The 20,402-nt window shown below is 75.4% G+C and carries 20 protein-coding genes; 13 read left to right on the top strand and 7 right to left on the bottom strand.

Annotated elements, in window-relative coordinates:
* The first annotated feature begins 78 nt into the window (after positions 1-78).
* Both NLX85_RS28120 and NLX85_RS28125 read left to right on the top strand, forming a co-directional pair.
* Positions 79-906: a hypothetical protein gene (locus tag NLX85_RS28120; RefSeq protein WP_254340137.1), complete on the top strand. Its 828-nt coding sequence runs from the start codon at positions 79-81 to the stop codon at positions 904-906.
* 106 nt (positions 907-1,012) lie between these two features.
* Positions 1,013-2,833, top strand: coding sequence for a DEAD/DEAH box helicase (locus tag NLX85_RS28125; protein WP_254340139.1), 1,821 nt, complete (start codon positions 1,013-1,015; stop codon positions 2,831-2,833).
* A gap of 54 nt (positions 2,834-2,887) precedes the next feature.
* Here the strand turns inward: NLX85_RS28125 and lon are convergent, their stop codons facing one another.
* Positions 2,888-5,224: an endopeptidase La gene (gene lon, locus NLX85_RS28130; RefSeq protein ID WP_254340141.1), complete on the bottom strand. Its 2,337-nt coding sequence runs from the start codon at positions 5,222-5,224 to the stop codon at positions 2,888-2,890.
* A 248-nt stretch (positions 5,225-5,472) separates the two neighbouring features.
* Between lon and NLX85_RS28135 the strand changes: the two genes are divergently transcribed.
* Together NLX85_RS28135 and NLX85_RS28140 are read left to right on the top strand one after the other, a co-directional pair.
* The gene (locus NLX85_RS28135; protein ID WP_254340324.1) at positions 5,473-5,820 is read left to right on the top strand and encodes an Lsr2 family protein; all 348 of its coding nucleotides are present in this window, start codon (positions 5,473-5,475) and stop codon (positions 5,818-5,820) included.
* Positions 5,821-5,990: 170 nt separating this feature from the next.
* Positions 5,991-6,848 carry a hypothetical protein gene (locus NLX85_RS28140; protein WP_254340143.1) on the top strand — a complete coding sequence of 286 codons (858 nt, stop codon included), beginning with the start codon at positions 5,991-5,993 and terminating at the stop codon, positions 6,846-6,848.
* Between the two features lie 78 nt (positions 6,849-6,926).
* Here NLX85_RS28140 and NLX85_RS28145 read toward each other — a convergent pair whose 3' ends face one another.
* Positions 6,927-8,255: a hypothetical protein gene (locus tag NLX85_RS28145; protein WP_254340145.1), complete on the bottom strand. Its 1,329-nt coding sequence runs from the start codon at positions 8,253-8,255 to the stop codon at positions 6,927-6,929.
* A 264-nt stretch (positions 8,256-8,519) separates the two neighbouring features.
* On the bottom strand, positions 8,520-9,386 hold the full coding sequence (locus tag NLX85_RS28150) for a hypothetical protein (RefSeq protein ID WP_254340147.1): 867 nt from the start codon (positions 9,384-9,386) through the stop codon (positions 8,520-8,522).
* 206 nt (positions 9,387-9,592) lie between these two features.
* Here NLX85_RS28150 and NLX85_RS28155 point away from each other — a divergent pair, with 206 nt between their 5' ends.
* From NLX85_RS28155 to NLX85_RS28180, 6 genes are all read left to right on the top strand, one after another.
* A complete protein-coding gene (locus NLX85_RS28155; protein WP_254340149.1) occupies positions 9,593-10,678 on the top strand; it encodes a DICT sensory domain-containing protein in 1,086 nt (361 codons plus the stop codon).
* A 77-nt stretch (positions 10,679-10,755) separates the two neighbouring features.
* Positions 10,756-10,944, top strand: coding sequence for a hypothetical protein (locus tag NLX85_RS28160; RefSeq protein ID WP_091305946.1), 189 nt, complete (start codon positions 10,756-10,758; stop codon positions 10,942-10,944).
* Positions 10,945-10,955: 11 nt separating this feature from the next.
* Positions 10,956-11,501, top strand: a complete 546-nt coding sequence (locus tag NLX85_RS28165; RefSeq protein ID WP_254340151.1) for an Asp23/Gls24 family envelope stress response protein — start codon at positions 10,956-10,958, stop codon at positions 11,499-11,501.
* Between the two features lie 28 nt (positions 11,502-11,529).
* Positions 11,530-12,048, top strand: a complete 519-nt coding sequence (locus NLX85_RS28170) for a hypothetical protein (RefSeq protein ID WP_254340153.1) — start codon at positions 11,530-11,532, stop codon at positions 12,046-12,048.
* Complete coding sequence (locus NLX85_RS28175) at positions 12,045-12,596, top strand: hypothetical protein (protein ID WP_254340155.1); 552 nt, start codon at positions 12,045-12,047, stop codon at positions 12,594-12,596. Before NLX85_RS28170 ends, NLX85_RS28175 begins: the two co-directional genes overlap by 4 nt.
* A 151-nt stretch (positions 12,597-12,747) precedes the next feature.
* Positions 12,748-13,464, top strand: coding sequence for a helical backbone metal receptor (locus NLX85_RS28180; protein ID WP_254340157.1), 717 nt, complete (start codon positions 12,748-12,750; stop codon positions 13,462-13,464).
* Positions 13,465-13,477: 13 nt separating this feature from the next.
* Here the strand turns inward: NLX85_RS28180 and NLX85_RS28185 are convergent, their stop codons facing one another.
* Entirely contained in the window at positions 13,478-14,176 is a 699-nt protein-coding gene (locus NLX85_RS28185) for a CBS domain-containing protein (RefSeq protein WP_254340159.1), read from the bottom strand.
* A 228-nt stretch (positions 14,177-14,404) separates the two neighbouring features.
* Here NLX85_RS28185 and NLX85_RS28190 point away from each other — a divergent pair, with 228 nt between their 5' ends.
* Both NLX85_RS28190 and NLX85_RS28195 read left to right on the top strand, forming a co-directional pair.
* Entirely contained in the window at positions 14,405-14,971 is a 567-nt protein-coding gene (locus NLX85_RS28190; RefSeq protein WP_254340326.1) for a DoxX family membrane protein, read from the top strand.
* 174 nt (positions 14,972-15,145) lie between these two features.
* The gene (locus NLX85_RS28195) at positions 15,146-15,514 is read left to right on the top strand and encodes an FKBP-type peptidyl-prolyl cis-trans isomerase (RefSeq protein ID WP_091305934.1); all 369 of its coding nucleotides are present in this window, start codon (positions 15,146-15,148) and stop codon (positions 15,512-15,514) included.
* 90 nt (positions 15,515-15,604) lie between these two features.
* Here NLX85_RS28195 and NLX85_RS28200 read toward each other — a convergent pair whose 3' ends face one another.
* Positions 15,605-15,970, bottom strand: coding sequence for an STAS domain-containing protein (locus NLX85_RS28200; protein ID WP_254340161.1), 366 nt, complete (start codon positions 15,968-15,970; stop codon positions 15,605-15,607).
* A gap of 186 nt (positions 15,971-16,156) precedes the next feature.
* Between NLX85_RS28200 and NLX85_RS28205 the strand changes: the two genes are divergently transcribed.
* Positions 16,157-17,176, top strand: coding sequence for an SMP-30/gluconolactonase/LRE family protein (locus NLX85_RS28205; RefSeq protein ID WP_254340163.1), 1,020 nt, complete (start codon positions 16,157-16,159; stop codon positions 17,174-17,176).
* 61 nt (positions 17,177-17,237) lie between these two features.
* Here the strand turns inward: NLX85_RS28205 and NLX85_RS28210 are convergent, their stop codons facing one another.
* Together NLX85_RS28210 and NLX85_RS28215 are read right to left on the bottom strand one after the other, a co-directional pair.
* Positions 17,238-18,515 carry an Ig-like domain-containing protein gene (locus NLX85_RS28210; protein WP_254340165.1) on the bottom strand — a complete coding sequence of 426 codons (1,278 nt, stop codon included), beginning with the start codon at positions 18,513-18,515 and terminating at the stop codon, positions 17,238-17,240.
* Between the two features lie 196 nt (positions 18,516-18,711).
* Positions 18,712-20,391 carry a right-handed parallel beta-helix repeat-containing protein gene (locus tag NLX85_RS28215; protein WP_254340169.1) on the bottom strand — a complete coding sequence of 560 codons (1,680 nt, stop codon included), beginning with the start codon at positions 20,389-20,391 and terminating at the stop codon, positions 18,712-18,714.
* Positions 20,392-20,402 lie beyond the last annotated feature (11 nt).

Raw genomic sequence — 20,402 nt, forward strand, 5'->3', positions numbered from 1 at the left:
GGCACCCGTGCGCGACGCACGGTTTTCCGGTGACGGACGTGCCTGGTCCCGTGCGCGGGGCGCCGGCAGGGTCGGGGCATGACGGAGACGACGGTACGCGTACCCCTGCGGGAGGACGCACGACGGCTGGCCGGCCACCTGGCCGGGATGGTCGTGGCGATGGTGGTCGGGATGCTGCTGCTCGGCCCGCTGTGGCGGGTCGGCGCCGAGCGGCTGGGCGGCGCCGACGTGCTGGCCCGGGCCGATGCGGGCGCGCTGGTGATGGCGACGGACATGGGGCTGGGCATGGCGGCCTGGATGTGGCACCGGGGCCACGGGTGGGCCGCGACCGCCGAGATGGTGGCCGTCATGTACGTCCCGTTCCTGGTGCTGCTTCCGCCGTGGTGGGCGGGGCTGGTCGGGGACGACGCGCTGATGCTCGGCGGCCACCTGCTGATGCTGCCGGCGATGGCCCTGGTGGCGCTGCGGCACCGGCACGCGCATCCGGCGCCGGCCCGCCGCCATCCGGTGGCCGCGGCCGTGGCGCGCCGGTGGCCGACCGGGCTGGCGGTGCTGATGACCGTGGACCTGTGGCTCGCGCCGACCGTGTTCTCCCCGTGGACGCTGCTGGTGCTGCCGGCCGGCTACCTGCTCATCGGCACCTGGCGGCGGCAGTGGGGCGACCGCCGGAACGTGGCGTGGCAGCTCGCGGGGCTGGTCGTCTGGGGCGGGCTGGCGGCGGCCGCCCTGCTCGGGCCGGACGGCCTCGCCGGGGTGCTGGTCGGCGTCGGCTGGCTGGCGCACGCCGCCTGGGACCTGGCGCACCACCGCACGGGCCGGGTGGTGCCCCGGGGGTACGCGGAGTGGTGCGGGGTGCTGGACGTCGCCGTGGGTGTGACCACCCTGCTGGCGGTCCTGTCGGGGTGATCCGGCCGGGGCACGGGGCCCGGCCGGATCACCCGGGGCGTGGCGGGGGCGACGGTTTGCGGCGGTCGCCGCGACGGCCGGGTGGGGGTGATGAAAGGCTTGCCCCATGAGTTCCGCACCAACCCCGACCGATCCCGCCATCCCCGCCGAGGACGAGGCCGCCGCCTTCGCGGACCTCGGGCTGCGCACCGAGCTGCTGAACGCGCTGGCCGCCCTCGGCTACGAGGAGCCGACCCCGATCCAGCGGGAGGCGATCCCACCGCTGCTCGCGGGCCAGGATCTGCTGGGGCAGGCGGCGACCGGCACCGGCAAGACCGCCGCGTTCGCCCTGCCGCTGCTGCAGCGGATGCCCGACGACCGGCCCGGCGGGGAGCCGGTGTCGCTGGTGCTGGTGCCCACCCGGGAGCTGGCCGTGCAGGTCTCCGAGGCGTTCCACCGCTACGGCAAGGACCTGGGCGCCCGGGTGCTGCCGATCTACGGCGGCCAGCCGATCGGCCGGCAGCTGCGCGCCCTCGACGCCGGCGTGGACGTGGTGGTGGCGACGCCGGGCCGGGCGCTGGACCACATCGCCCGGGGCACCCTGCGGCTGGGCGCGCTGGCCACCGTGGTGCTGGACGAGGCGGACGAGATGCTCGACATGGGCTTCGCCGAGGACATCGAGGCGATCCTGGAGCACGCCCCGGCCGGCCGGCAGACCGTGCTCTTCTCGGCCACCATGCCGGCCCGGATCGACGGGCTGGCCCGCAAGCACCTGACCGACCCGGTGCGCATCCAGATCGAGCGGGAGCGGCCGGTCGCGGGCGAGGCGCCGCGGGTGCGGCAGAGCGCGTACATCGTGGCGCGGGCGCACAAGCCGGCGGCGCTGGGCCGGGTGCTCGACGTGGAGTCGCCCACCGCGGCGATCGTGTTCTGCCGCAGCCGGGAGGAGGTGGACCGGCTCACCGAGACGATGAACGGCCGCGGCTACCGGGCCGAGGCGCTGCACGGCGGGATGAGCCAGGAGCAGCGCGACCGGGTGATGGGCCGGCTGCGGTCGGGCACCGCCGACCTGCTGGTGGCCACCGACGTGGCGGCCCGCGGGCTGGACGTGGAGCAGCTCACCCACGTGGTCAACTACGACGTCCCGTCGGCGCCCGAGTCGTACGTGCACCGGATCGGGCGGGTGGGCCGGGCCGGCCGCGAGGGCGTGGCCATCACCCTGGCCGAGCCGCGCGAGCACCGGATGCTCAAGACCATCGAGCGGGTCACCGGCCAGCGGATCGCGGTCGACAAGATCCCCACGGTGGCGGACCTGCGCACCCGGCGGCTGGAGCTGACCCAGGCGGCGCTGCGGGAGTCGCTGCTGGAGGACGACCTGGAGCCCGTCCGGGCGATCGTCGAGTCGCTGACCGACGAGTTCGACCTCATGGAGGTCGCGCTGGCCGCGGTGCGGCTGGCCCACGAGGCCACCCTGCCCGGCACGGCCGACGAGGAGGAGGAGATCCCGCAGGTCGCGGTCCGCGCGCCCCGGGAGACCCGACCGGGGTACGAGGGCCGGGACCGGCGCGGCGGCGCGCGTCCCCGCGCCGGGGGCACCACGCAGGTGTTCATCGGGCTGGGCCGGCGCGCCGGGGTGCGCCCGCAGGACCTGGTCGGTGCGATCACCGGGGAGACCGGGGTCAGCGGCCGGGACATCGGCTCGATCGAGATCGCCGACCGGTTCTCCCTGGTCGAGGTCCCGTACGGGGTCGCCGACGAGGTGATCCAGGGGTTGCGCGGCAGCACCATCAAGGGCCGCAAGGCCACCGTGCGCCGGGACCGGGACGGCGACGGCGACGGCGGCGGCGGCGGCGGCGGCGGCGAGCGCCGCTTCGACGGTGACCGCCGGGAGCGGCGCGGCCGGGACGGCGACGGTGGCGAGCGGCGGGAGCGCCGGGACCGCTGGTGAGCACGGCCGAGGCCCCCGGTCCGGGTGGACCGGGGGCCTCGGCGTGTCGGGTGGTCAGGCCGCGGCGAGCGGCTGGCCGCCCAGCGTCGCCGCGTCGACCTCGGCCGGACGCAGCGCCAGGGCGAGCACGTCGGCCACGTCGGCGAGGGTGTGGATGGTCAGCGCCTCGCGGACCTCGGTGGGCAGGTCGTCCAGGTCCGGCTCGTTGCGCTTCGGGATGATCACCTCGGTCAGGCCGGCCCGGTGGGCGGCGAGCAGCTTCTGCTTCACGCCGCCGATGGGCAGCACCCGGCCGGAGAGGGTCACCTCGCCGGTCATGCCGAACTCCGGGCGGACCGGCCGGCCGGTGACCAGCGACGCCAGCGCCGTCACCATGGTGATGCCGGCGCTCGGGCCGTCCTTGGGCACCGCGCCCGCCGGGAAGTGCACGTGGATCCGCCGCCCGGCGAGGGCGTTCGGGTCAATGCCGAGGCGTCGCCCGTTGGAGCGGAGGTACGACAGCGCGATGTGCGCCGACTCCTTCATCACGTCGCCGAGCTGACCGGTGAGGGTCAGCCCCGGCTCGCCCTCCATGCTGGTGGCCTCGATGAAGAGCACGTCCCCACCGGCGCCGGTGACCGCCAGGCCGGTGGCCACGCCGGGCACCGCCGTCCGCTCGGCCGACTCCGGGGTGAACTTGGGCCGGCCCAGGTAGCGGGCGAGGTTGTCGGTGTCGACGCGGACCGGCGCCGGGTCGGACGCCAGCGCCACGGTGACCTTGCGCAGGATCTTCGCGAGGGCGCGTTCGAGCTGCCGGACGCCGGCCTCCCGGGTGTACTCACCCGCGATGAGGGCAAGCGCCTGGTCGGCCACGGTGACCTCCTCGGCGGTCAGCCCGGCCCGCTCCCGCTGCCGGGGCAGCAGGTGGTCCCGGGCGATGGCCACCTTCTCGTCCTCGGTGTAGCCGTCCAGAGTGACCAGCTCCATCCGGTCCAGCAGCGGGCCGGGGATGCTCTCCACCACGTTGGCGGTGGCCAGGAACAGCACGTCGGACAGGTCGAGGTCGACCTCCAGGTAGTGGTCCCGGAAGGTGTGGTTCTGCGCCGGGTCGAGCACCTCCAGCAGGGCGGCGGCCGGGTCGCCGGAGTAGCCGACGGCCAACTTGTCGACCTCGTCGAGGAGCACCACCGGGTTCATCGAGCCGGCCTCGCGCAGCGCGCGGACGATCCGGCCGGGCAGCGCGCCCACGTAGGTGCGCCGGTGGCCGCGGATCTCCGCCTCGTCGCGGACGCCGCCGAGGGAGACCCGGACGAAGTTGCGGCCGAGGGCCCGCGCCACGGACTCGCCGAGGCTGGTCTTGCCGACGCCGGGCGGGCCGGCCAGGGCGAGCACCGCGCCGGAGCCGCGGCCGCCGACCACGCCGAGGTTGCGCTCGGCGCGCCGGTTGCGCACCGCGAGGTACTCCAGGATGCGGTCCTTCACGTCGGCCAGGCCGGCGTGGTCGGCGTCGAGCACCGCACGCGCCGCGGCCAGGTCGGTGTTGTCCTCGGTACGCGTGCTCCACGGCATCTCGAGGACGGTGTCGAGCCACGTGCGGATCCAGCCGGCCTCCGGCGAGGCGTCGCTGGCCCGCTCCAGCTTGCCGACCTCCCGAAGGGCCGCCTCGCGGACCTTCTCGGGCAGGTCGGCGGACTCGACCCGCGAGCGGTAGTCGGCGGAGCCGTCCGGCTCGTCCTCGCCGAGTTCCTTGCGGATGGCGGCGAGCTGCTGGCGGAGCAGGAACTCCCGCTGCGACTTCTCCAGCCCTTCGCGCACGTCGCTGTTGATCCGCTCGGTGACCTCCTGCTCGGCCAGGTGGTCCTTCACCCAGCCGACCAGCAGCTCCAGCCGGGCGGTGACGTCCGGGGCGGCGAGCAGCTCGGTCTTCTGCGCCAGCGTCAGCCAGGGCGCGTAGCCGGCCGCGTCGGCCAGCTCGGACAGGTCGGTCATCCGCTCCATGGCGTCGATGACCTGCCAGGCGCCCCGCTCCTGAAGGACCGAGGTCATCAGCGCGCGGTACTCGCGGCCGAGTTCCCGGGCCCGGCCGGCCGGGGCGGGTTCGTCGAGGGTGGTGGCCTCGACCCAGAGGGCGGCGCCCGGTCCGGGCACGCCGGAGCCGATCCGGGCCCGGGCGAGGCCGCGGACCACCGCGGCCGGTTCGCCGCTGGGCAGCCGGCCCACCTTCTCGATGGTGGCGACCACGCCCACGGAGCCGTACTCGCCGTCGAGGCGGGGCACGGCGAGCAGCTTCTTGTCACCGGTGGCGCGGGCCGCGTCGACCGCGGCCTGGGTGGTCGGGTCGAGGGTCACCGGGATGACCATGCCGGGCAGCAGGACGGCGTCGGTCAGAGGAAGTACCGGAAGAGTTGCCATCGAACACCTGCTATCACGTTGAGTTGAGCGTGTCAGGCTCAAGTAACAAACCGTCTCCCTTGTTCCGGCTTGTGACCCACACCACTCCCGCCGCCCGGCCGGACAGCCGCACCGGGCCTGAACGCCCATTTGGCGGCACGGGGATAAGGACGACCCGCCGAATGGCGAAGGGCGGGTATTGTTGCGAAATTGCCGCGAGATACGTCAAACTCTTAGCCACACCCCGCCCGACACAGGGAGTAATGGCGATGGCAAGGAAAGTAATCACCGTTCTGACCGACGACCTCGACGGTGGAAAGGCCGATCGGACCGTCGAGTTCAGCCTGGACGGCGTGGCGTACACGATCGACGTCTCCGACGAGAACGCCGGCGTTCTGCGCAAGGCGCTGGACCCGTACATCAGCGCTGGCAGGCGGATCGGGCGCGGCCCGGTGGAGGCCGGGCGCGCGGCGCGCGGCGCGACCCGCCCCAGCACCTCCGGAATGGACCGCGAGCAGAACCGCGCCATCCGGGAATGGGCGACCAAGAACGGCTACGAGATTTCCGAGCGGGGTCGCATCCCCGTCTCGGTGGTGGAGGCCTACAAGAACCGCTGAGCCTCCCGGTTCACCGTCGGGCATCCCGGGGTCACGCTGAGAAATCGGCGTGGCCCCGGTCGGCTTTTCCCACCGTTAACAATTTTCAGCCGGGCGGGGAGACCCGGCAGGGAACTTCACCCCCCGGGCGCCGGGCCGGCGGCGCGATCCTTCACCCCAGGAGCCCACGGATGCGCGTGAGCATGACGACCAGCGCCGGCCACGCCGGCCGGCCGAACGAGGACTTCGTCGGGGCGGTTCCCGGCGCCGTGGTGCTGCTGGACGGCGCCGGCATCCCGGGCACCGGCTCGATCTGCGCCCACGGCGTCGCCTGGTACACCCACCGCCTCGGCGGCGCGCTGCTCGGCCGGCTGTCGCGGGACGACGGGCGGGACCTCGTGTCGCTCCTCGCCGCCGCGATCGACGAGATCGCGGCCGCGCACCGCGACACCTGCGACATCACGGACCCCGCCAGCCCGCAGGCGACCGTCGCGATCGCCCGCGCCCACCGGGGCCGCCTGGACCATCTCCTGCTCGCGGACTCCTTCCTCCTGCTGGACCAGGTCCGCGGCGGCCCGCAGGTCGTCACCGACGCGCGCGAGGCCACCAGCCGGCGCGTCTGCTCCGCGCCGCTGGACGGCGTCGTGGCGGGAACGCCGGAGTACGACCGTGTCCGGGAGTCCTGCGTCCAGGCGCTGCGGGCCCGCCGGAACCAGCCGGGCGGCTACTGGATCGCCAAGGACGACCCGTACGCGGCAGCGGAGGCGGTGACCGGCAGCCGGCCCCTGGACGACCTGCACGGCCTCGCGCTGCTCAGCAACGGCGCCAGCCGCATCGTCAGCCCGTACGGCCTGGCCGACTGGGCCGGCGTGCGGGACCTGCTCGCCACCGACGGGCCGGCCGAGGTCGTCCGCCGCGTCCGGCGCGCCGAGGCCGGCTTCGGCGCGGGCCCCGACGCTCCGGTCCCGGACGACGCCACGGTCGTGCACTGCGCCGAGCCGGCCCGCTGGGAGCTCGGCGACGGGTCGCGGCCGGCATCCGGCCGCTGAGGCGGGCGACCCGGGAGGCACGCACGGAACGGCCGGAGCCGCCCGGGCGTGCCCCCGGGCGGCTCCGGCCGTCGGTGTTCAGTTGACCCGGATCCGCACCGCGTCGAAGGCGGGGGTCTGGTTGGCCCGCTCCATCATGGGGATGCGGTGCGAGCCGTCACCGGCCCAGACCGCGCACTGCGCGAGGCCCGACTGGGGCAGACCGGGGACCTGGATGGTGACCTGGTCGGCCTGGTTGCTGCCGCCGCCGTCCTCGGTCGCCACGAAGAACGCCGGAACGTCCTGCGGGTTCGACGGTGCCGACTGGGTGGTCTGCAGCATCCGGCACGCGGTGTGGAAGTGGCCCCGCACCAGGCCCTGGTCGTTGAGCAGCGAGCTCTCCAGGTAGTAGCCGCCCTGACCGGCCGCGAGGAAGCGGTCGCGGACCAGGTTCCGGGTGCTGACCCGGAGGGTGAACGGCTGGCTGCGCTGGACCCGGTTCGGGAACTGCGTGATGAGCAGCGAGGGGTTGTTGGCGGCGGCGCCGACCTCACCGAACGCGGTGCTCACGCAGCGGTTGCCGTTCTGGAAGCCGTCGTGCGCCTGGAGCTGGCTGTTGGAGCAGTCCTTGGCGAGCACCTGGAGACCGTTGTTGCCGCCGTTGTTGCCACCATTGTTGCCGCCGGTCTGGCCGCCGTTGTTGCCACCGGTCTGCCCGCCGTTGTTGTTCCCGCCGGTCTGACCGCCGTTGTTGTTCCCGCCGGTCTGTCCCCCATTCTGGCCGCCGTTCTGGCCCCCGTTCTGGCCGCCGTTCTGGGCGTTGTCGGCGAGGGCGCACTGGGCCAACTGGTCCAGGCCCTGAGGGCGGTCGGCGACGCGGCCGATGGCCGTCGCGATCCGGTTCAACGTCGCGGTCCGCTTGTCGGCGAGGGGCCGCAGGATCGCGTTGTTCACGAAGTCGCCGTTGCGAGCGCCGTCCGCCGCGAGCCGCCGGTTGGCCTCGGCGATCTGGCTGTCCAGCAGAGCGAGGTTGCGGTCCACCTCGGCGCGCGCCTGGTCGGGCACCTCCGGCAGCTTGCTCCGCACGTCCGGGCAGGCCACGGTCGGCTTCGCGGCGCCCGCGCCGCCTCCCCTGGTCTGCTGGCACTCGGCGGACGACATCTGCCCGTCACCCCAGTGGTTGCGGACCCACCGGCCGTTCTGCCAGGTCCGGGTGGTGCTGCCCTGGCCGTCCGGCGCGGTGGCCCCCGGGCTCGCGGGCACGCAGGACGCCGAGGCGGTACGGACGGTGGTCCGCCGGTCCTGGGCGGACGAGATCTGGGTGACGGCGACGATGCCGCCGAAGACCGCGAGCGTGCCGACCACGGCCAGCAGACGCTTGCTCCGCGCGTTACCGGATGACCGGCGCGCCCGTGTGGACCTGCGCATCGAATTGCTCTCCTTCTCGATCCGGTAGCTGACTGGTGACCCCGGCGGACCGATGGAATTCGGGGTGAGGATCACTGCGACGTTCCGGTCGCACGTCGATGACCGACGATGCCCTTTCCGCACCGTCTCCGCGCCGTCCGGCGCGGCGGGGAAGATCTGCGTCCATTCCCGCTTAGGTACGGAGCGAGGGCGGCGAAGGTTCAACCCGGGATCGGGAGAATTCGCGGGGACACCCGCGGGGCCGGCCGGGGGCCGGGACGCCGGTCAGTCGGCGCAGAGGTGATCGAAGGCGAAGCCGCCGTCGAACTCGTCGCGCCGGGCGGCGAGCCGCCGGATCCGCCCGCGCAACTCGTCCCGGTCCACCAGGGACGGTCCCGCGGCGTCCAGGTCGCGCAGCCGCTCCCCGACCGCCACGGCGGCCAGGTCCTCGGCGAGCCGACCCGCGTCGACCCCGCAGGAGAGGCGCTCGGCGGCCAGGTGCACCCGCTCCACGAGGCACCGGCCGGGCCGCACCTCGACCCAGCTCCAGCCCTCGGCCGGGCCGTCCGCCCACCGCACGTGCAGCCCGCGGACGATCGGGTCGGCGAGCCGGCGCTCCACGTACGCCTCGACGGCGGCGGCCCGGGTGAGCGCCCCGAGGTCGTTCACGGGTCCGCGGCGGCCGTCCGGGAGCCGGCCGACGATGTCCCGGAACCCGACGGCGTCGCCGGTGTCCGGGTCGGTGCCGGCGGCGTAGCCGCGCGCGTCGATGACGTACTCGACGAGGCGGCGGGCGTGCTCGGCGCCGCGCAACGTCGGCGACTCCACCCGCAGCAGCGGCAGGCCGACCGCGGCGCAGACCGCGCTGGTCATCCGCTCGGCCCGGCGGGCGGGCGACCCGGCGGGCGCGGGCGGGGCGAAGCGCACGGCGAACAGCGGCAGGCCGGTGTCGGCGGCGCAGACGACCTGGTCGAAGCCCTCCCGGCCCGCGGCGCTCCACTGGTGCCCGGTGACGCCCGGCGGCCGTCCCTGCACCAGCTCGCCGAGCCGACGGGCCGGATACCCGACCTGGCCCGCGCGGGTGAGCTGCGGCGCGACCCCGGGCGGGATCGGACGCAGCCAGGAAGCGGCCACGCTGCCGGTGCTCGTCATCTCGCCAGATCCATCCGTCGTTCGGTCGACGCCCGAGTCTAGGGCGTCGATCATGGTGGCCGCCTCGGCGGTGCGGCGGTATCCGGTCACCCGGACCGCCCGGGGCCGGCCGAACGGTCCGGGCGGCGTGCGCCGCACGCCGACGGGCCGCCGATCCCGACCCGTCACCTGGTGCGCGCCGGGTTCCGGGCCTCTAGGCTCGGCCGGTGCACAGCGGACGGACCCCGGAGCGCCTGACCAAACGCCACCTCGTCGCCGTCTCCCACGCCATCGAACGGGCCGCGCTGGCCGAGGCGGAGGACGGACCGCTGGTCGTGTTCGCCCTCTTCCAGCGGCTGCCGTACTTCGCCCGGGAACACGCGGTCTACCGCCGGATCGCCGCCCGGGCCGCGGTCACCGTGGTGGGCATGGTCGGTGGGCCGCCGCCGGACCTGCCCGCCGGGGTGTATCCGGTGGTGCTGGAGGAGACCGAGGACCTGGCCCGGGAGTGGAGCGTGGTGGCGCTGACACCGCGCTTCGGGGCGAGCCTGGTGGCGTACGACCGGGCCGAGGTGGCGCCGGCCGAGACCCTGGAGGCCGGCCGCCTCTTCGACGGGCGCTGGGGTTTCCGCAGGGACGAGGCGCTGCACGACGTGATCCGGCTGTCCCGGCTGCTCGCCGGGCGGCTGCCCGGGCCGGCGCGGGCCGGGCTGGACGAGGCGGTGGCACGGGTCCGGGACATCCCGGCCGCACCGGGCGAGTCCCGCGCCGAGGCCGCGCTGCGGTTGCTGGCCCGGCGGGGTGAGCGGGCGCGTCCGGTCGAGCCCGCGGACGTCCTGCTCGACGAGCCGGGGCTGCGTTGGTGGACCGGCGCGGACGGGGTGACCGCCTCGGGCACCCTGCCGGTGGCCCTGGTCGGCCTCCGGGTCGACGAGCCGGCCGGCGCGCCGGAACGCTTCGGCCGGCGCGGCGCGGCCCGGGAGGGCCAGGCCGTCCTCGCGGCGGTCACCAGCGTGCTGAGCCCGGTCGACCGGGCGGTCCGCCTCGCCGACAACGAGTTCCAACTGATCCTGCCCGGGCGGGACGAGGCGGCGGCGCTCGCCGTGGTGGGCCGGCTGCAGGAGGCGGTGGCCGGATTGGCCCACTCGTACCCCTTCGTCCCGTACGCGGTGCACGCGGCCGTCACCGTGACCGCCCGGCGGCCGCTGCCCGTCGCCGACCTGCGGCACGCGGTGGAGTGGGCGGTACGGCAGGGCGTACCCGTGGCCTCGCTGCCCTCGGAGCGCGCTCCCGTCCCGGCCGCGGCCGGCTGACCGCCGGAGGAGTGCCCCGCCCGGAAACGGGTACGCCCCGCCGGTCCGGTCGAGCACGGCGGAGCGGAGGTGGGGGCATGACGCGCGGGCAGTTCGGCTTCCTCGCCGGGTTCCTGGTGGTCGCGGTCTGGGCGCTGGGCGGCGCCGGGGCGGCGGCCGCCGCCACCGTGGCCGGCCTGGTCGGCTGGCTGCTGGTCCGGGTACGCGACGGGGACGTCACCGTGCCCGGGCTCGCCGATCGGGCCACCGCCGCCCGGCGCCGCTGAGGCGGTCCGCCATGACCGGCATCCTGCCCCGCCGCGCCACCGCCCCGCCCGCGCCGACACCAGACGGTCCCGCCGCGCCCGCGCCCGCGCCGGCACCCGACCGTCCCACGGCGCCCGCGCCCGCGCCGGCGCCCGACGGTTCCGCCGCGCCCGCGCCTGCGCCCGACGGTTCCGGCGGGGGCGCGGCCGGCCTCGTCCGCGGCCGGGCGGCCTGGTCGGAGGAGCGGATCGCCGGGCTCGCCGAGGAGGCGGCGCGGCGTGCCGCGGCGGTCAGCGACCCGGTCGCCACGGTCCGCGTCGACGGCGGCGCCGTCCGCGTCGACCTGGACCTCGTGGTCGTGCACGGCGCGGAACTGACCGTGGTGGCCGGGGCGGTCCGCCGCCGGGTCGCCGCCGGGATCGAGGCGTACACCGGGCTCACCGTCGAGGCGGTCACCGTCACGGTGGTGGGCCTGCGCCTGCCCGCCGAGGCGACCTCGCCGACCGGTGGCCACCACCCGGAGGCCGGGCGGCGCGACCCCGCCCGGAGCCCGGGACGGACGCGGGAGGCGACGTGAGCGCCACGCACGGCGACCGGAGCGCGACGTGCGCACCGTGAACCGCGTCGCCACCCTGCTGCTCGCCGTGGCCCTGCTGGCCGGCGGGGTGCTGGTGGCCGTCGCGGGGCTGCTCGCCGCGCTGGGCCGCCCGGGCCCCCTGCCGGCCGGATGGTCGGCCACCCTGAGCGCCGCCCGGTGGCGGGACGCCCCGGTGCGGACGGTCGCCGCCACCGTCACCCTGCTGGGCCTGCTGCTCCTGGTCGCCGAGCTGCGCCGCTGGCGGCCGGCCCGGCTGCGGCTCACCGCCGACGACGGCTGGCACCTGCACCGCCGCTCGGTGGAGCGGCGGCTGGCGCGGGCGGTCCGGTCGGTGCCGAGTGTCCGCCGGGCCCGGGTACGCGTCCGCCGGCGCGGGGACGCCTGGCGTCCCCGGGTGACCGCCACCGGCGACCCGGCCGCCCGGGCCGACGTCGTGTTCGCGCTGCGCCGGGAGCTGGACCGGTTGACCGCGCCCCGCCGCGACCCGATCGAGGTGCGTCTCGTCCCCGCCCGGCGGACACCGTGAGCAACGCCGCCCACCGGCTGCTCTGGACGGTGCTCGCCCTGCTGCTGGTCGCGGCGGGCGGTGCCGCGTCGGCGGTCGGGGCGGGCCGGCTGCCCGGCGGCGGCGTGCCGGTGCTCGCGGCCGGGCCGCTGAGCTGGTGGCGGGCCGGCGCCCCGTGGAGCGCCCTCGCGGTGGCGGTCGGCGGGCTCCTGCTCGCCCTGCTCGGGCAGCGGCTGCTCGCCGCCGGGCTGCGGCTGCCGGACCGGCTCGGCGGCACGCTCGCGCACCCCGGCGACGGGGCCGGCCGGACCCGGGTGGCGAGCGGGGTGCTGGCCGGCGCGCTGGAACGTGACATGCTCCGGGCGCCCGGGGTCCGCCGGGCCCGGGTGGTGCTGACCGGGCCGGTCACCGGGCCGGACGTGTGGGTGGAGGTGTGCCTGAGCCCGTCCGCCGGACTCGGCGCGGCCCGCGCGCACGTCGACGCGGCGGTACGCCGGTTCGCCGCCACGGTGGGCTGCCGCCCCGCCCATCTGGACGTGACGGTGCTGGTGGACGAGACGGCGGGCTGACCGTCCGACCGGACCGACCGCGCTGCCGCCCCGCTGACGACCGCCCGGCCGGTGCCCCGCCACCCGCTCCCGGGCCGGCGCCGGCCCGCGGACCCGCGGACCGGCGACCGTCGATACGCGACGATGGGCCGGGACGTGGGAGGGAGCGGTCGTGCGGGTGGTGTCGCTGGTGCCGTCGTTGACCGAGGCGGTGGCGCTGACCCGCCCCGAGGTGCTGGTGGGCGCCACCGACTGGTGCACCCACCCGGCCGGGCTGGACGTCGCCCGGGTGGGCGGGAGCAAGTACCCGGACCTGGACCGGGTGCGCGCGCTCCGGCCCGACCTGGTGCTGCTCAACGAGGAGGAGAACCGCCTCGCCGACGCGGAGGCGCTGCGGGCGGCCGGCGTGCCGGTGCGGGTCACCTTTCCGCGTACCGTGCCGGAGGCCCTGACCCAGCTCGGCGAGCTGGTCGGCGCGCTCGGCGTGGCCGGCGAGCCGGACTGGCTGCGCGCCGCCCGCCGGGCCTGGGCGGCGCCGCCCGCGCCGGCCACGCCGCGGGCGGCCGTGGTGCCGGTGTGGCGGCGCCCCTGGGTGGTGCTCGGCCGGGACACCTTCGCCGGTGACGTGCTGCGCTGGCTCGGCGTGACCAACCGGTACGCCGACCACCCGGAGCGCTACCCCCGGCCCGGCCTCGACGAGCTGCGCGCCCGGGAGCCAGAGCTGGTGGTGCTGCCGGACGAGCCGTACCGGTTCACCGCCGGCGACGGGCCGGAGGCGTTCCCCGGGGTGCCGGCCGCGCTGGTCTCCGGCCGGCACCTCACCTGGTACGGGCCCTCGCTCGCCGAGGCTCCCGCACTGCTCGCCGCCCAGCTCGCCGCGGCGGCCTGAGCCCGTCGACCGGTCAGGCGACCGGGGTGGCGTGCACCGGGTCCAGCTCCATGAGCGTGGTGTCGTCCACGTCGTACCCGATCGCGTTGTGCACCGCGACCACGCCGCTCACCTGGCCGGCGAGCCGGCCGGCCAGCTCGACGGCGCTGCGCCGGTCCAGCCGTCCGTCCAGGGTGACCTCACCGGCGCGGACCTGGACGGTGACCAGGCCGTCCCGGACGGCGAGGACCCGGCGCAGCACCTCCCGCACCACCTCCTCGCGGATCTCCGCGTCGGTGCGCAGGTGCACCCGGAGCAGGTCGCCGCGGGTCACGATGCCGACCAGCCGGCCCAGGTCGTCCAGCACCGGCAGCCGCTTGACCGCCTCGTCGTCCATGAGCCGGGCCGCCGCGGGCAGGGTTGCCCGCGCGTGGGTGGTCACCGCCGGCGCGGTCATCAGGTCCCGGGCCACCAGCGCGCCCGCCTTCTCCCGGGCGGTACGCCGGCGCCGCCCCTCGAACACCCGCCGCTCGTCGGGGCGCCCGGCCCACTCCACCTTGTGGAGCAGGTCCGCCTCGGAGACCACCCCGAGCACCCGCTGGAACGAGTCCACCACCGGCACGCCGCTGACGCCCCGCCGGATCAGCACGTCGACGATCCGGCGGTACGGGGTCTCCTCCCCCACCGTCGCGACGTCCCGGGTCATCACGTCGTCCACCTGCCAAGTGCGCATCACGGCCTCCTCTGTCCGGCCCTCCTGTGGCGACGGTAGGCCGGCGGCGGCGCCGCTGGTCAGAGGCGGCCGGCAGGCTGCGGCGGGCCGACCGGACCGGGCCGGGAGGGGACCAAGGTCCCGGTCAGGAGGGCACCGGTCGGCCCTGCTGACGGAGCGCCGACAGCGGTGGAATGAATGTGCCACCGGAAAAGCGCGGTGCGAGGCACAGGAAGGGACGTGGACACCATGACCGCGACGATCGAGCGGATCACCGCCAACACCATCGCTCCGGCGGCCGAGACCACCCGGGACGCCGAGACCACCCGACAGAAGGCCACCCGGTACGTCTTCGCCGGACTGCGGATGGCCCTGGGTTGGACGTTCCTCTGGGCCTTCCTCGACAAGATGTTCGGCCTCGGACACGAGACCGCGGCGAAGGCGGCCTGGATCAACGGTGGCAGCCCGACCAAGGGGTTCCTGACCTTCGGCGCGGCCGGCCCGTTCAAGGGGTTCTACAACGACATCGCCGGCGCGGCGTGGGCGGACTGGCTGTTCATGCTCGGCCTGCTCGGCATCGGCGTGGCCCTGCTCCTCGGCATCGGCACCCGGCTCGCGGCGGTCGCCGGCGCGCTCCTGCTGGTCATGATGTGGACGGCCGTGCTGCCCCCCGAGAACAACCCGTTCATGGACGACCACCTCATCTACGCGGGTCTGCTGGCCGGCCTGGCCCTGGTCAACGCCGGTGACACCCTCGGCCTCGGCCGGGCCTGGGCGAAGCTCCCCGTCGTCCAGCGGCTGCCCTGGCTGAAGTGAGGTCACCGCGGGCAGTACCCACCGGGCGGGCGTCACCGAGAGGCGGCGCCCGCCACTCTCGTGCCCTCCACCGTCCCCGCCGCCACGCCGCGGCGGGGACCGACGCGTATCGGCCGGCCGCGATCCGGCAGGATCGACGGGGACCGCATCCGTCAGCACCGAGGAGACCCGCTCATGGAGAAGCCCGAGGTTGGCCCGATCGAGGGCGCGCCGCCCGCCGATCTCGTCATCGAGGACATCACGGTCGGCGACGGCCCGGAGGCCCGCCCCGGCCAGCTGGCCACTGTGCACTACGTGGGCGTGGCCCACTCGACCGGCCGCGAGTTCGACGCGTCGTGGAACCGGGGTGACACGTTCGAGTTCCCGCTCGGCGGCGGCCAGGTCATCGCCGGCTGGGACCAGGGCGTGGTCGGCATGAAGGTCGGCGGCCGGCGCCGGCTGACCATCCCCCCGCACCTGGGCTACGGCGCCCGGGGCGCCGGCGGCGTGATCAAGCCGAACGAGACGCTGGTCTTCGTGGTGGACCTGGTCGGCGTGCGCTGACCCGCGAACCGTGCGCAGGGCCGTCGGCGGCACGCCGGCGGCCCTGACGGGCCGGGCGGGCGTCACGACCCGTCACCGGCGGCCGGCCGGTCAGGCCGCCGCGCAGGCGACCAGCTCCCGGGTCGATTCGCACGACGACTCGCGGACCGGCAGCACCCGGTGCAGGCCGGTGGCGCGCAGCACCCGGGCGACCACCGGGTCGGGATCGACAAGCACCAGCTCGCCGCCGCGGGCCCGGACCCGCAGGTGGGCGGCGACCAGCGCACGCACCCCGGCGGCGGAGAGCAGCCGCACCCCGGACAGGTCCAGCCGCAGCACCGGCCGCGCCGGGGCGGACCAGAGCGCGGCCCGGAACGACGCCACGGTCGCGATGTCGATCTCGCCGACCGCCCGCAGGTCCACCACGTGGTCGCTCACGCTCATCGCCACGTGGAACCGGTCACCGCTGCTTCCCATGTCCCCGAACCTATCCCCCACCCCCGACAGTTCCGGCCCGCCCGCGGCGGGGTTCCGGGTAGGTCCCGGGTGGGACCCTGAGCGGTCTCCGGGTCATCCCGCAGGCCGCCCGCCGGAGGCGAACCCGGCGCCGGGACACGCCGCCGGGTACTCCCGGCGGGGGCATCGGCGGGGAAGAATGGCCGGATGGTCGTCCCCCGCCCGCGAGCGCCCCTGCTGATCCGGCCGGTCCGCGAACCGGCCACCGTGCCACCGCCGCTGGACGGGCCGTGGGCCCCCGGCGACGTCCGGCTGGACCGGGCCGACCTGCTGCCGCTGCCCGACGGCGCGCACGGTCCGGAGGACGTGCTCGTCGACCCGGACGGCCGGGTGGTCAGCGGCGACGAGGACGGCCGGCTCTGGTGGTGGCCGGCGGACGCCCCCGCCGGCACCCGCCCCACGCTGCTCGCCGAGACCGGCGGCCGGCCGCTCGGCATCGAACTGGACCCGGTCGACGGCGGGCTGGTGGTCTGCGACGCGTACCGGGGGCTGCTGCGGGTCACGCCGGACGGGGCGGTGCACGAGCTGACCGGCACGGGGCCGCCGGTGCACCTGGCCGACAACGCCGCGGTGGCCCGGGACGGCACGATCTACTTCACCGACTCCTCGGACCGGTTCCCGCTCTCGCACTGGAAGCGGGACCTGCTGGAGCACCGGCCCAACGGCCGGGTGCTGGCGTACGACCGGCGGACCGGGCGCACCGAGGTGGTGGCGAGCGGGCTCTACTTCCCCAACGGGGTGGCGCTCACCCCCGACGAGTCCGGCCTCATGCTGGTCGAGACGGCCACCCACCGGCTGCTCCGGGTGGACCTGCCCGACGGCCGCGCCACCGTGCTGGCCGACCTGCCGGCCTACCCGGACAACGTCTCGGCGGTGGGCGACGGCACCTACTGGATCGCGCTGCCCAGCCCTCGGCTGCCGATCATGGAGAAGCTGCTGCCGCATCCCCGGGTGCGCCAGCTCGTCGCGCTGCTGCCGGGTGCCGTGCAGCCGCAGCCCCGCCGCTACGGGCTGGTCGCGCTGGTGGACGGGACCGGGCGGGTGCTGCGCACGCTGCACGGCCCGAGCGGGGCGTACCCGATGGTCACCGGCGTGCGGCAGCACGGCCGGCGCCTCTGGCTGGGCAGCCTGACCGCGACGGGCGTGGCCCGGGTCGACCTGGACTGAGCCGACGCGGGGCCGGCCCGCGTCGTTCGCGGGCCGGCCCCGGCCGTTCCTCCCCCCGTGGTCAGCCGCCGGTGTTGCTCTTCGACGGGGCCGGGGCGGGCGCCGATCCGCCGGCCACCGCGCCCGGGTGCGGCGTGGCGCTGTGCGTGGGCTTCAGCCCCGCCGGCACGGGCAGCGCGCTGCCCTTGACGAACTCGTCCCAGCCGACGTTCCACGCCGTGAAGCCGTTGCCCTGGTCCAGCTTCACCTCGGTGCCCTTGACGGTCACCAGGTCACCGACCTGGGTGACGCCCATCAGCCAGTCCGCGGCGGCGGCGGAGACGTTGGTGCAGCCGTGTGAGGTGTTGGTGAAGCCCTGCTCCCCCTCCGACCACGGGGCGGAGTGGATGAACTCGCCACCCCAGGTGAGCCGCTGGGCGTCATCGACCTCGACCACGTAGGGATCGGCCGAACCCCGGGTGTCGAAGATGGTGTGGTCGAACTTCTCCATGATCACCATCTTGCCGCTGGAGGTGGGCGTGCTCGACTTGCCGAGGCTCACCGGCACCTTGCGGAGCAGCTTGCCCTCCCGGAAGACGGACATCTGCTTGGTGGCGTTGTCGATCTCGAGCGAGACCTGCCGGCCGACCTTGGCGGTCGCGCCGTGGTCGGCGTCGCCGATGGCTTCCTTGCCGATCGGCAGCCCCTCCAGGGCGCTCCTGACGCTGATCTTCGTGCCGGGCTTCCAGAAGTCGGGCGCCCGGTATTCGACCTGCTTGCCGTCCGCCATCCAGGACCAGGTGCCGGGCTGCGGCGGGTCGGTCTTCACGAACAACCGGCGCTGCACGTCCGCTCTGGCCTCTTTCGGAATGGGCGGATCGAATGCGACCACCACCGGCATCGCGGTCCCGTATGTCTGTTTGCCGGTGAAATAAAGTTCGCTGGTGATGGTCGGCTTGGTCGATTTCGCCATCGTGGTGAACGTCGTCTTCTGCGTGGTCGTCCGCCCGGAATCGCCGGTCGCGGTCACCTCCGCGGTGTACGTCCGCGAATTCTCCAGCGGCCGGTCCGGCACCCAGCCCGAGCCGTCCTCGCGCGGCTGCGCCGGCACCGGTCGACCCTTGTCGTCGGTGAGCTTCACCGCGGTGACCTTCCCGCCGCTGACCGTGGTTCCGACCTCGGCGCTGACCGGCACGCCCTTCGTCCGGTCCGCCGGGCTGACCGTCACCGACGGCACCGCGGCCGCCTTGCCGTGGCCGGGCTTCACGGCCTCCCGCTGGCCGGCGGTGCACCCGCCCACCACCAGCGGCGCGGCTGCGATGGTTGCCGCGAATAGCGTCAATCGCCGCCTCACGTCCATATTCCGCACCCCATTTCCAATCCCCCTTGGCTCACATTCTGTACGGCCGTCGGGACGCCGTGGCATATTCGGCGGAATTGCCAGCAGCGGCTGACTCCGATTTCGGCGCGGGCGTACGGAAATGGGAATTGGCGACGTCGACGGGTGGGGCGTCACGGCCGTGACCGGTTGCGACGGACGAACCGCGACGACCGGTTCACCCCCGGTCGTCGTCCCCGTGGTTGCGTTCCCAGCGGCCGCCCACGGGGGGCGTGTCCAACCGGATGGACTCCCCCGCGTTCCCGGCCAGGTCGTTGTCCTCGACCCGGCAACCGACGCAGCGGCCCTCCGCGGTGACCCAGAGCCCGTGCGTCTGGGTGGTCGGCTCGTGGCTGTCCCAGACCCGGTTGCCCCGGATGGTGGCCGAGTCCATCGCCGCGTTGACGGTGATGCCGGCCCGGGTCGCCGGCGACCCCGGTAGCTCGTACGGGCTGCCGGGGTTCGGGGTGTCCCCGCTCCAGCCCGTGAAGGCGCCCGGCCGGACCGGGGCCAGGTGCAGTTCGTTCTCGTCGTTCGCGGCGACCACCGCGACCCGCTCGCCCACCCGGATGGTCTTGCCCCGGTGCGCGTCGCCCCGCCAGCTCGCCCGGCGGTCGATCACCGACCGCTCGCTGTACCGGACCGTGTCCCCGCGGTTCCGGTCGCCGGGCCCGCACTGCCGGCCGTTCGCCCGGATCCGGTTGCCGACGACGAACGCGTCCCGGACCGGCCGGTCGAAGCGGACGGCGTCAAGACTGTTGCCGTAGAAGTCGTTGCTCTCGACGACGATCTCCCGGGCGCACTCGTGCCCCGCCTCGCCCAGGCTGCGCTGGTGATAGCCGTACCGGCCATTCCCGCTGATCCGGTTGCCCCGCACCGTGTACGGCCCGGGTGTGTTGCCGATGCTGATCCCGTCGCGCAGGTTCGCGTCGATCACGCAGTCGACGAGCAGGCCGCCCCGACCCGCCGTGCCGGTGGTGCCCTTGGCCGAGACCTGGAAGCCCGCGTCGAGGTTGCCGACAAGCGTGCACGCCGACACGACGAGGCCGTTGGCGCCCCAGTCGGCGATGCCGAAGCGGTTGCCCTCGGCGTGGCAGCCGACCACCCGGATGCCGCGCGGGCGCAGCCCGCCCTCGAACTGCAGCTCGAAGAAGATCCCGCTGGTGGCGTTGCCGACGGCCGAGCAGTTCACCACGTTGACCCGCTCGACGCTGCCCCAGCCGCCGATCCCGATGCCGATCCCCGCGCCGCCCATCTCGGTGCCGTTGTCCATCCGCCCGCACCCGGCCACCAGCACCCCGTCGATCATGCAGTCCTGGAGGAAGTCGCAGCCCAGGCCGGTCGCCGCGGTGTGGTGGATGTAGAGGTTGCGGAACACGCCCCGGACCACGTACTGGAGGCCCAGCCCCTTGGCGAGCGGGTTGTACTCGGCCATCGCCACCCCGGACCCGTCGATCTCGAAGTCGGCGAAGGTGCAGTACGCGAGGTGCCGCTCCCGGCTCGCGCCGTGCTGCTCGGCGGTGTGGAACGCCAGCGGGGTCGGGTCGGCCCGGTTGCCCGGGTTGCCGAGCACGAAGCGGGTGGCGCCGGGACCCGCGCCGACCAGCGAGACGCCGGTCCGCCAGACGGTGCCGGCGTCCCGGATCGAGTAGACCCCGGGCGGGCAGTAGATCACCCGTGCTCGACCGTCGGCGGCGTACGCGTCGCCCAGCAGGTCCACCAGCGCGGCGAGGGCCGGCTGGTCGTTTGTCGTACCGTCCCCGGTCAGCCCGTGCTCCCGCGCGTCGCTCATCAGCGGCGCGCCGGCGACCGGATGCGGGCGCACCCCACCGGCCGAGGGCATGTGCGGATTCGTCATCCGTCCCTCCC

It is taken from the genome of Micromonospora sp. A3M-1-15, from assembly GCF_024213425.1.
Taxonomy (GTDB): domain Bacteria; phylum Actinomycetota; class Actinomycetes; order Mycobacteriales; family Micromonosporaceae; genus Micromonospora; species Micromonospora chersina.

Coding starts and splice junctions, on each gene's coding strand:
- NLX85_RS28120 (WP_254340137.1), top strand. CDS start 79: ATGACGGAGACGACGGTACGCGTACCCCTGCGGGAGGACGCACGACGG.
- NLX85_RS28125 (WP_254340139.1), top strand. CDS start 1,013: ATGAGTTCCGCACCAACCCCGACCGATCCCGCCATCCCCGCCGAGGAC.
- lon (WP_254340141.1), bottom strand. CDS start 5,224: ATGGCAACTCTTCCGGTACTTCCTCTGACCGACGCCGTCCTGCTGCCC.
- NLX85_RS28135 (WP_254340324.1), top strand. CDS start 5,473: ATGGCAAGGAAAGTAATCACCGTTCTGACCGACGACCTCGACGGTGGA.
- NLX85_RS28140 (WP_254340143.1), top strand. CDS start 5,991: ATGCGCGTGAGCATGACGACCAGCGCCGGCCACGCCGGCCGGCCGAAC.
- NLX85_RS28145 (WP_254340145.1), bottom strand. CDS start 8,255: ATGCGCAGGTCCACACGGGCGCGCCGGTCATCCGGTAACGCGCGGAGC.
- NLX85_RS28150 (WP_254340147.1), bottom strand. CDS start 9,386: ATGACGAGCACCGGCAGCGTGGCCGCTTCCTGGCTGCGTCCGATCCCG.
- NLX85_RS28160 (WP_091305946.1), top strand. CDS start 10,756: ATGACGCGCGGGCAGTTCGGCTTCCTCGCCGGGTTCCTGGTGGTCGCG.
- NLX85_RS28165 (WP_254340151.1), top strand. CDS start 10,956: ATGACCGGCATCCTGCCCCGCCGCGCCACCGCCCCGCCCGCGCCGACA.
- NLX85_RS28185 (WP_254340159.1), bottom strand. CDS start 14,176: ATGCGCACTTGGCAGGTGGACGACGTGATGACCCGGGACGTCGCGACG.
- NLX85_RS28190 (WP_254340326.1), top strand. CDS start 14,405: ATGACCGCGACGATCGAGCGGATCACCGCCAACACCATCGCTCCGGCG.
- NLX85_RS28195 (WP_091305934.1), top strand. CDS start 15,146: ATGGAGAAGCCCGAGGTTGGCCCGATCGAGGGCGCGCCGCCCGCCGAT.
- NLX85_RS28200 (WP_254340161.1), bottom strand. CDS start 15,970: ATGGGAAGCAGCGGTGACCGGTTCCACGTGGCGATGAGCGTGAGCGAC.
- NLX85_RS28205 (WP_254340163.1), top strand. CDS start 16,157: ATGGTCGTCCCCCGCCCGCGAGCGCCCCTGCTGATCCGGCCGGTCCGC.
- NLX85_RS28210 (WP_254340165.1), bottom strand. CDS start 18,515: ATGGACGTGAGGCGGCGATTGACGCTATTCGCGGCAACCATCGCAGCC.
- NLX85_RS28215 (WP_254340169.1), bottom strand. CDS start 20,391: ATGACGAATCCGCACATGCCCTCGGCCGGTGGGGTGCGCCCGCATCCG.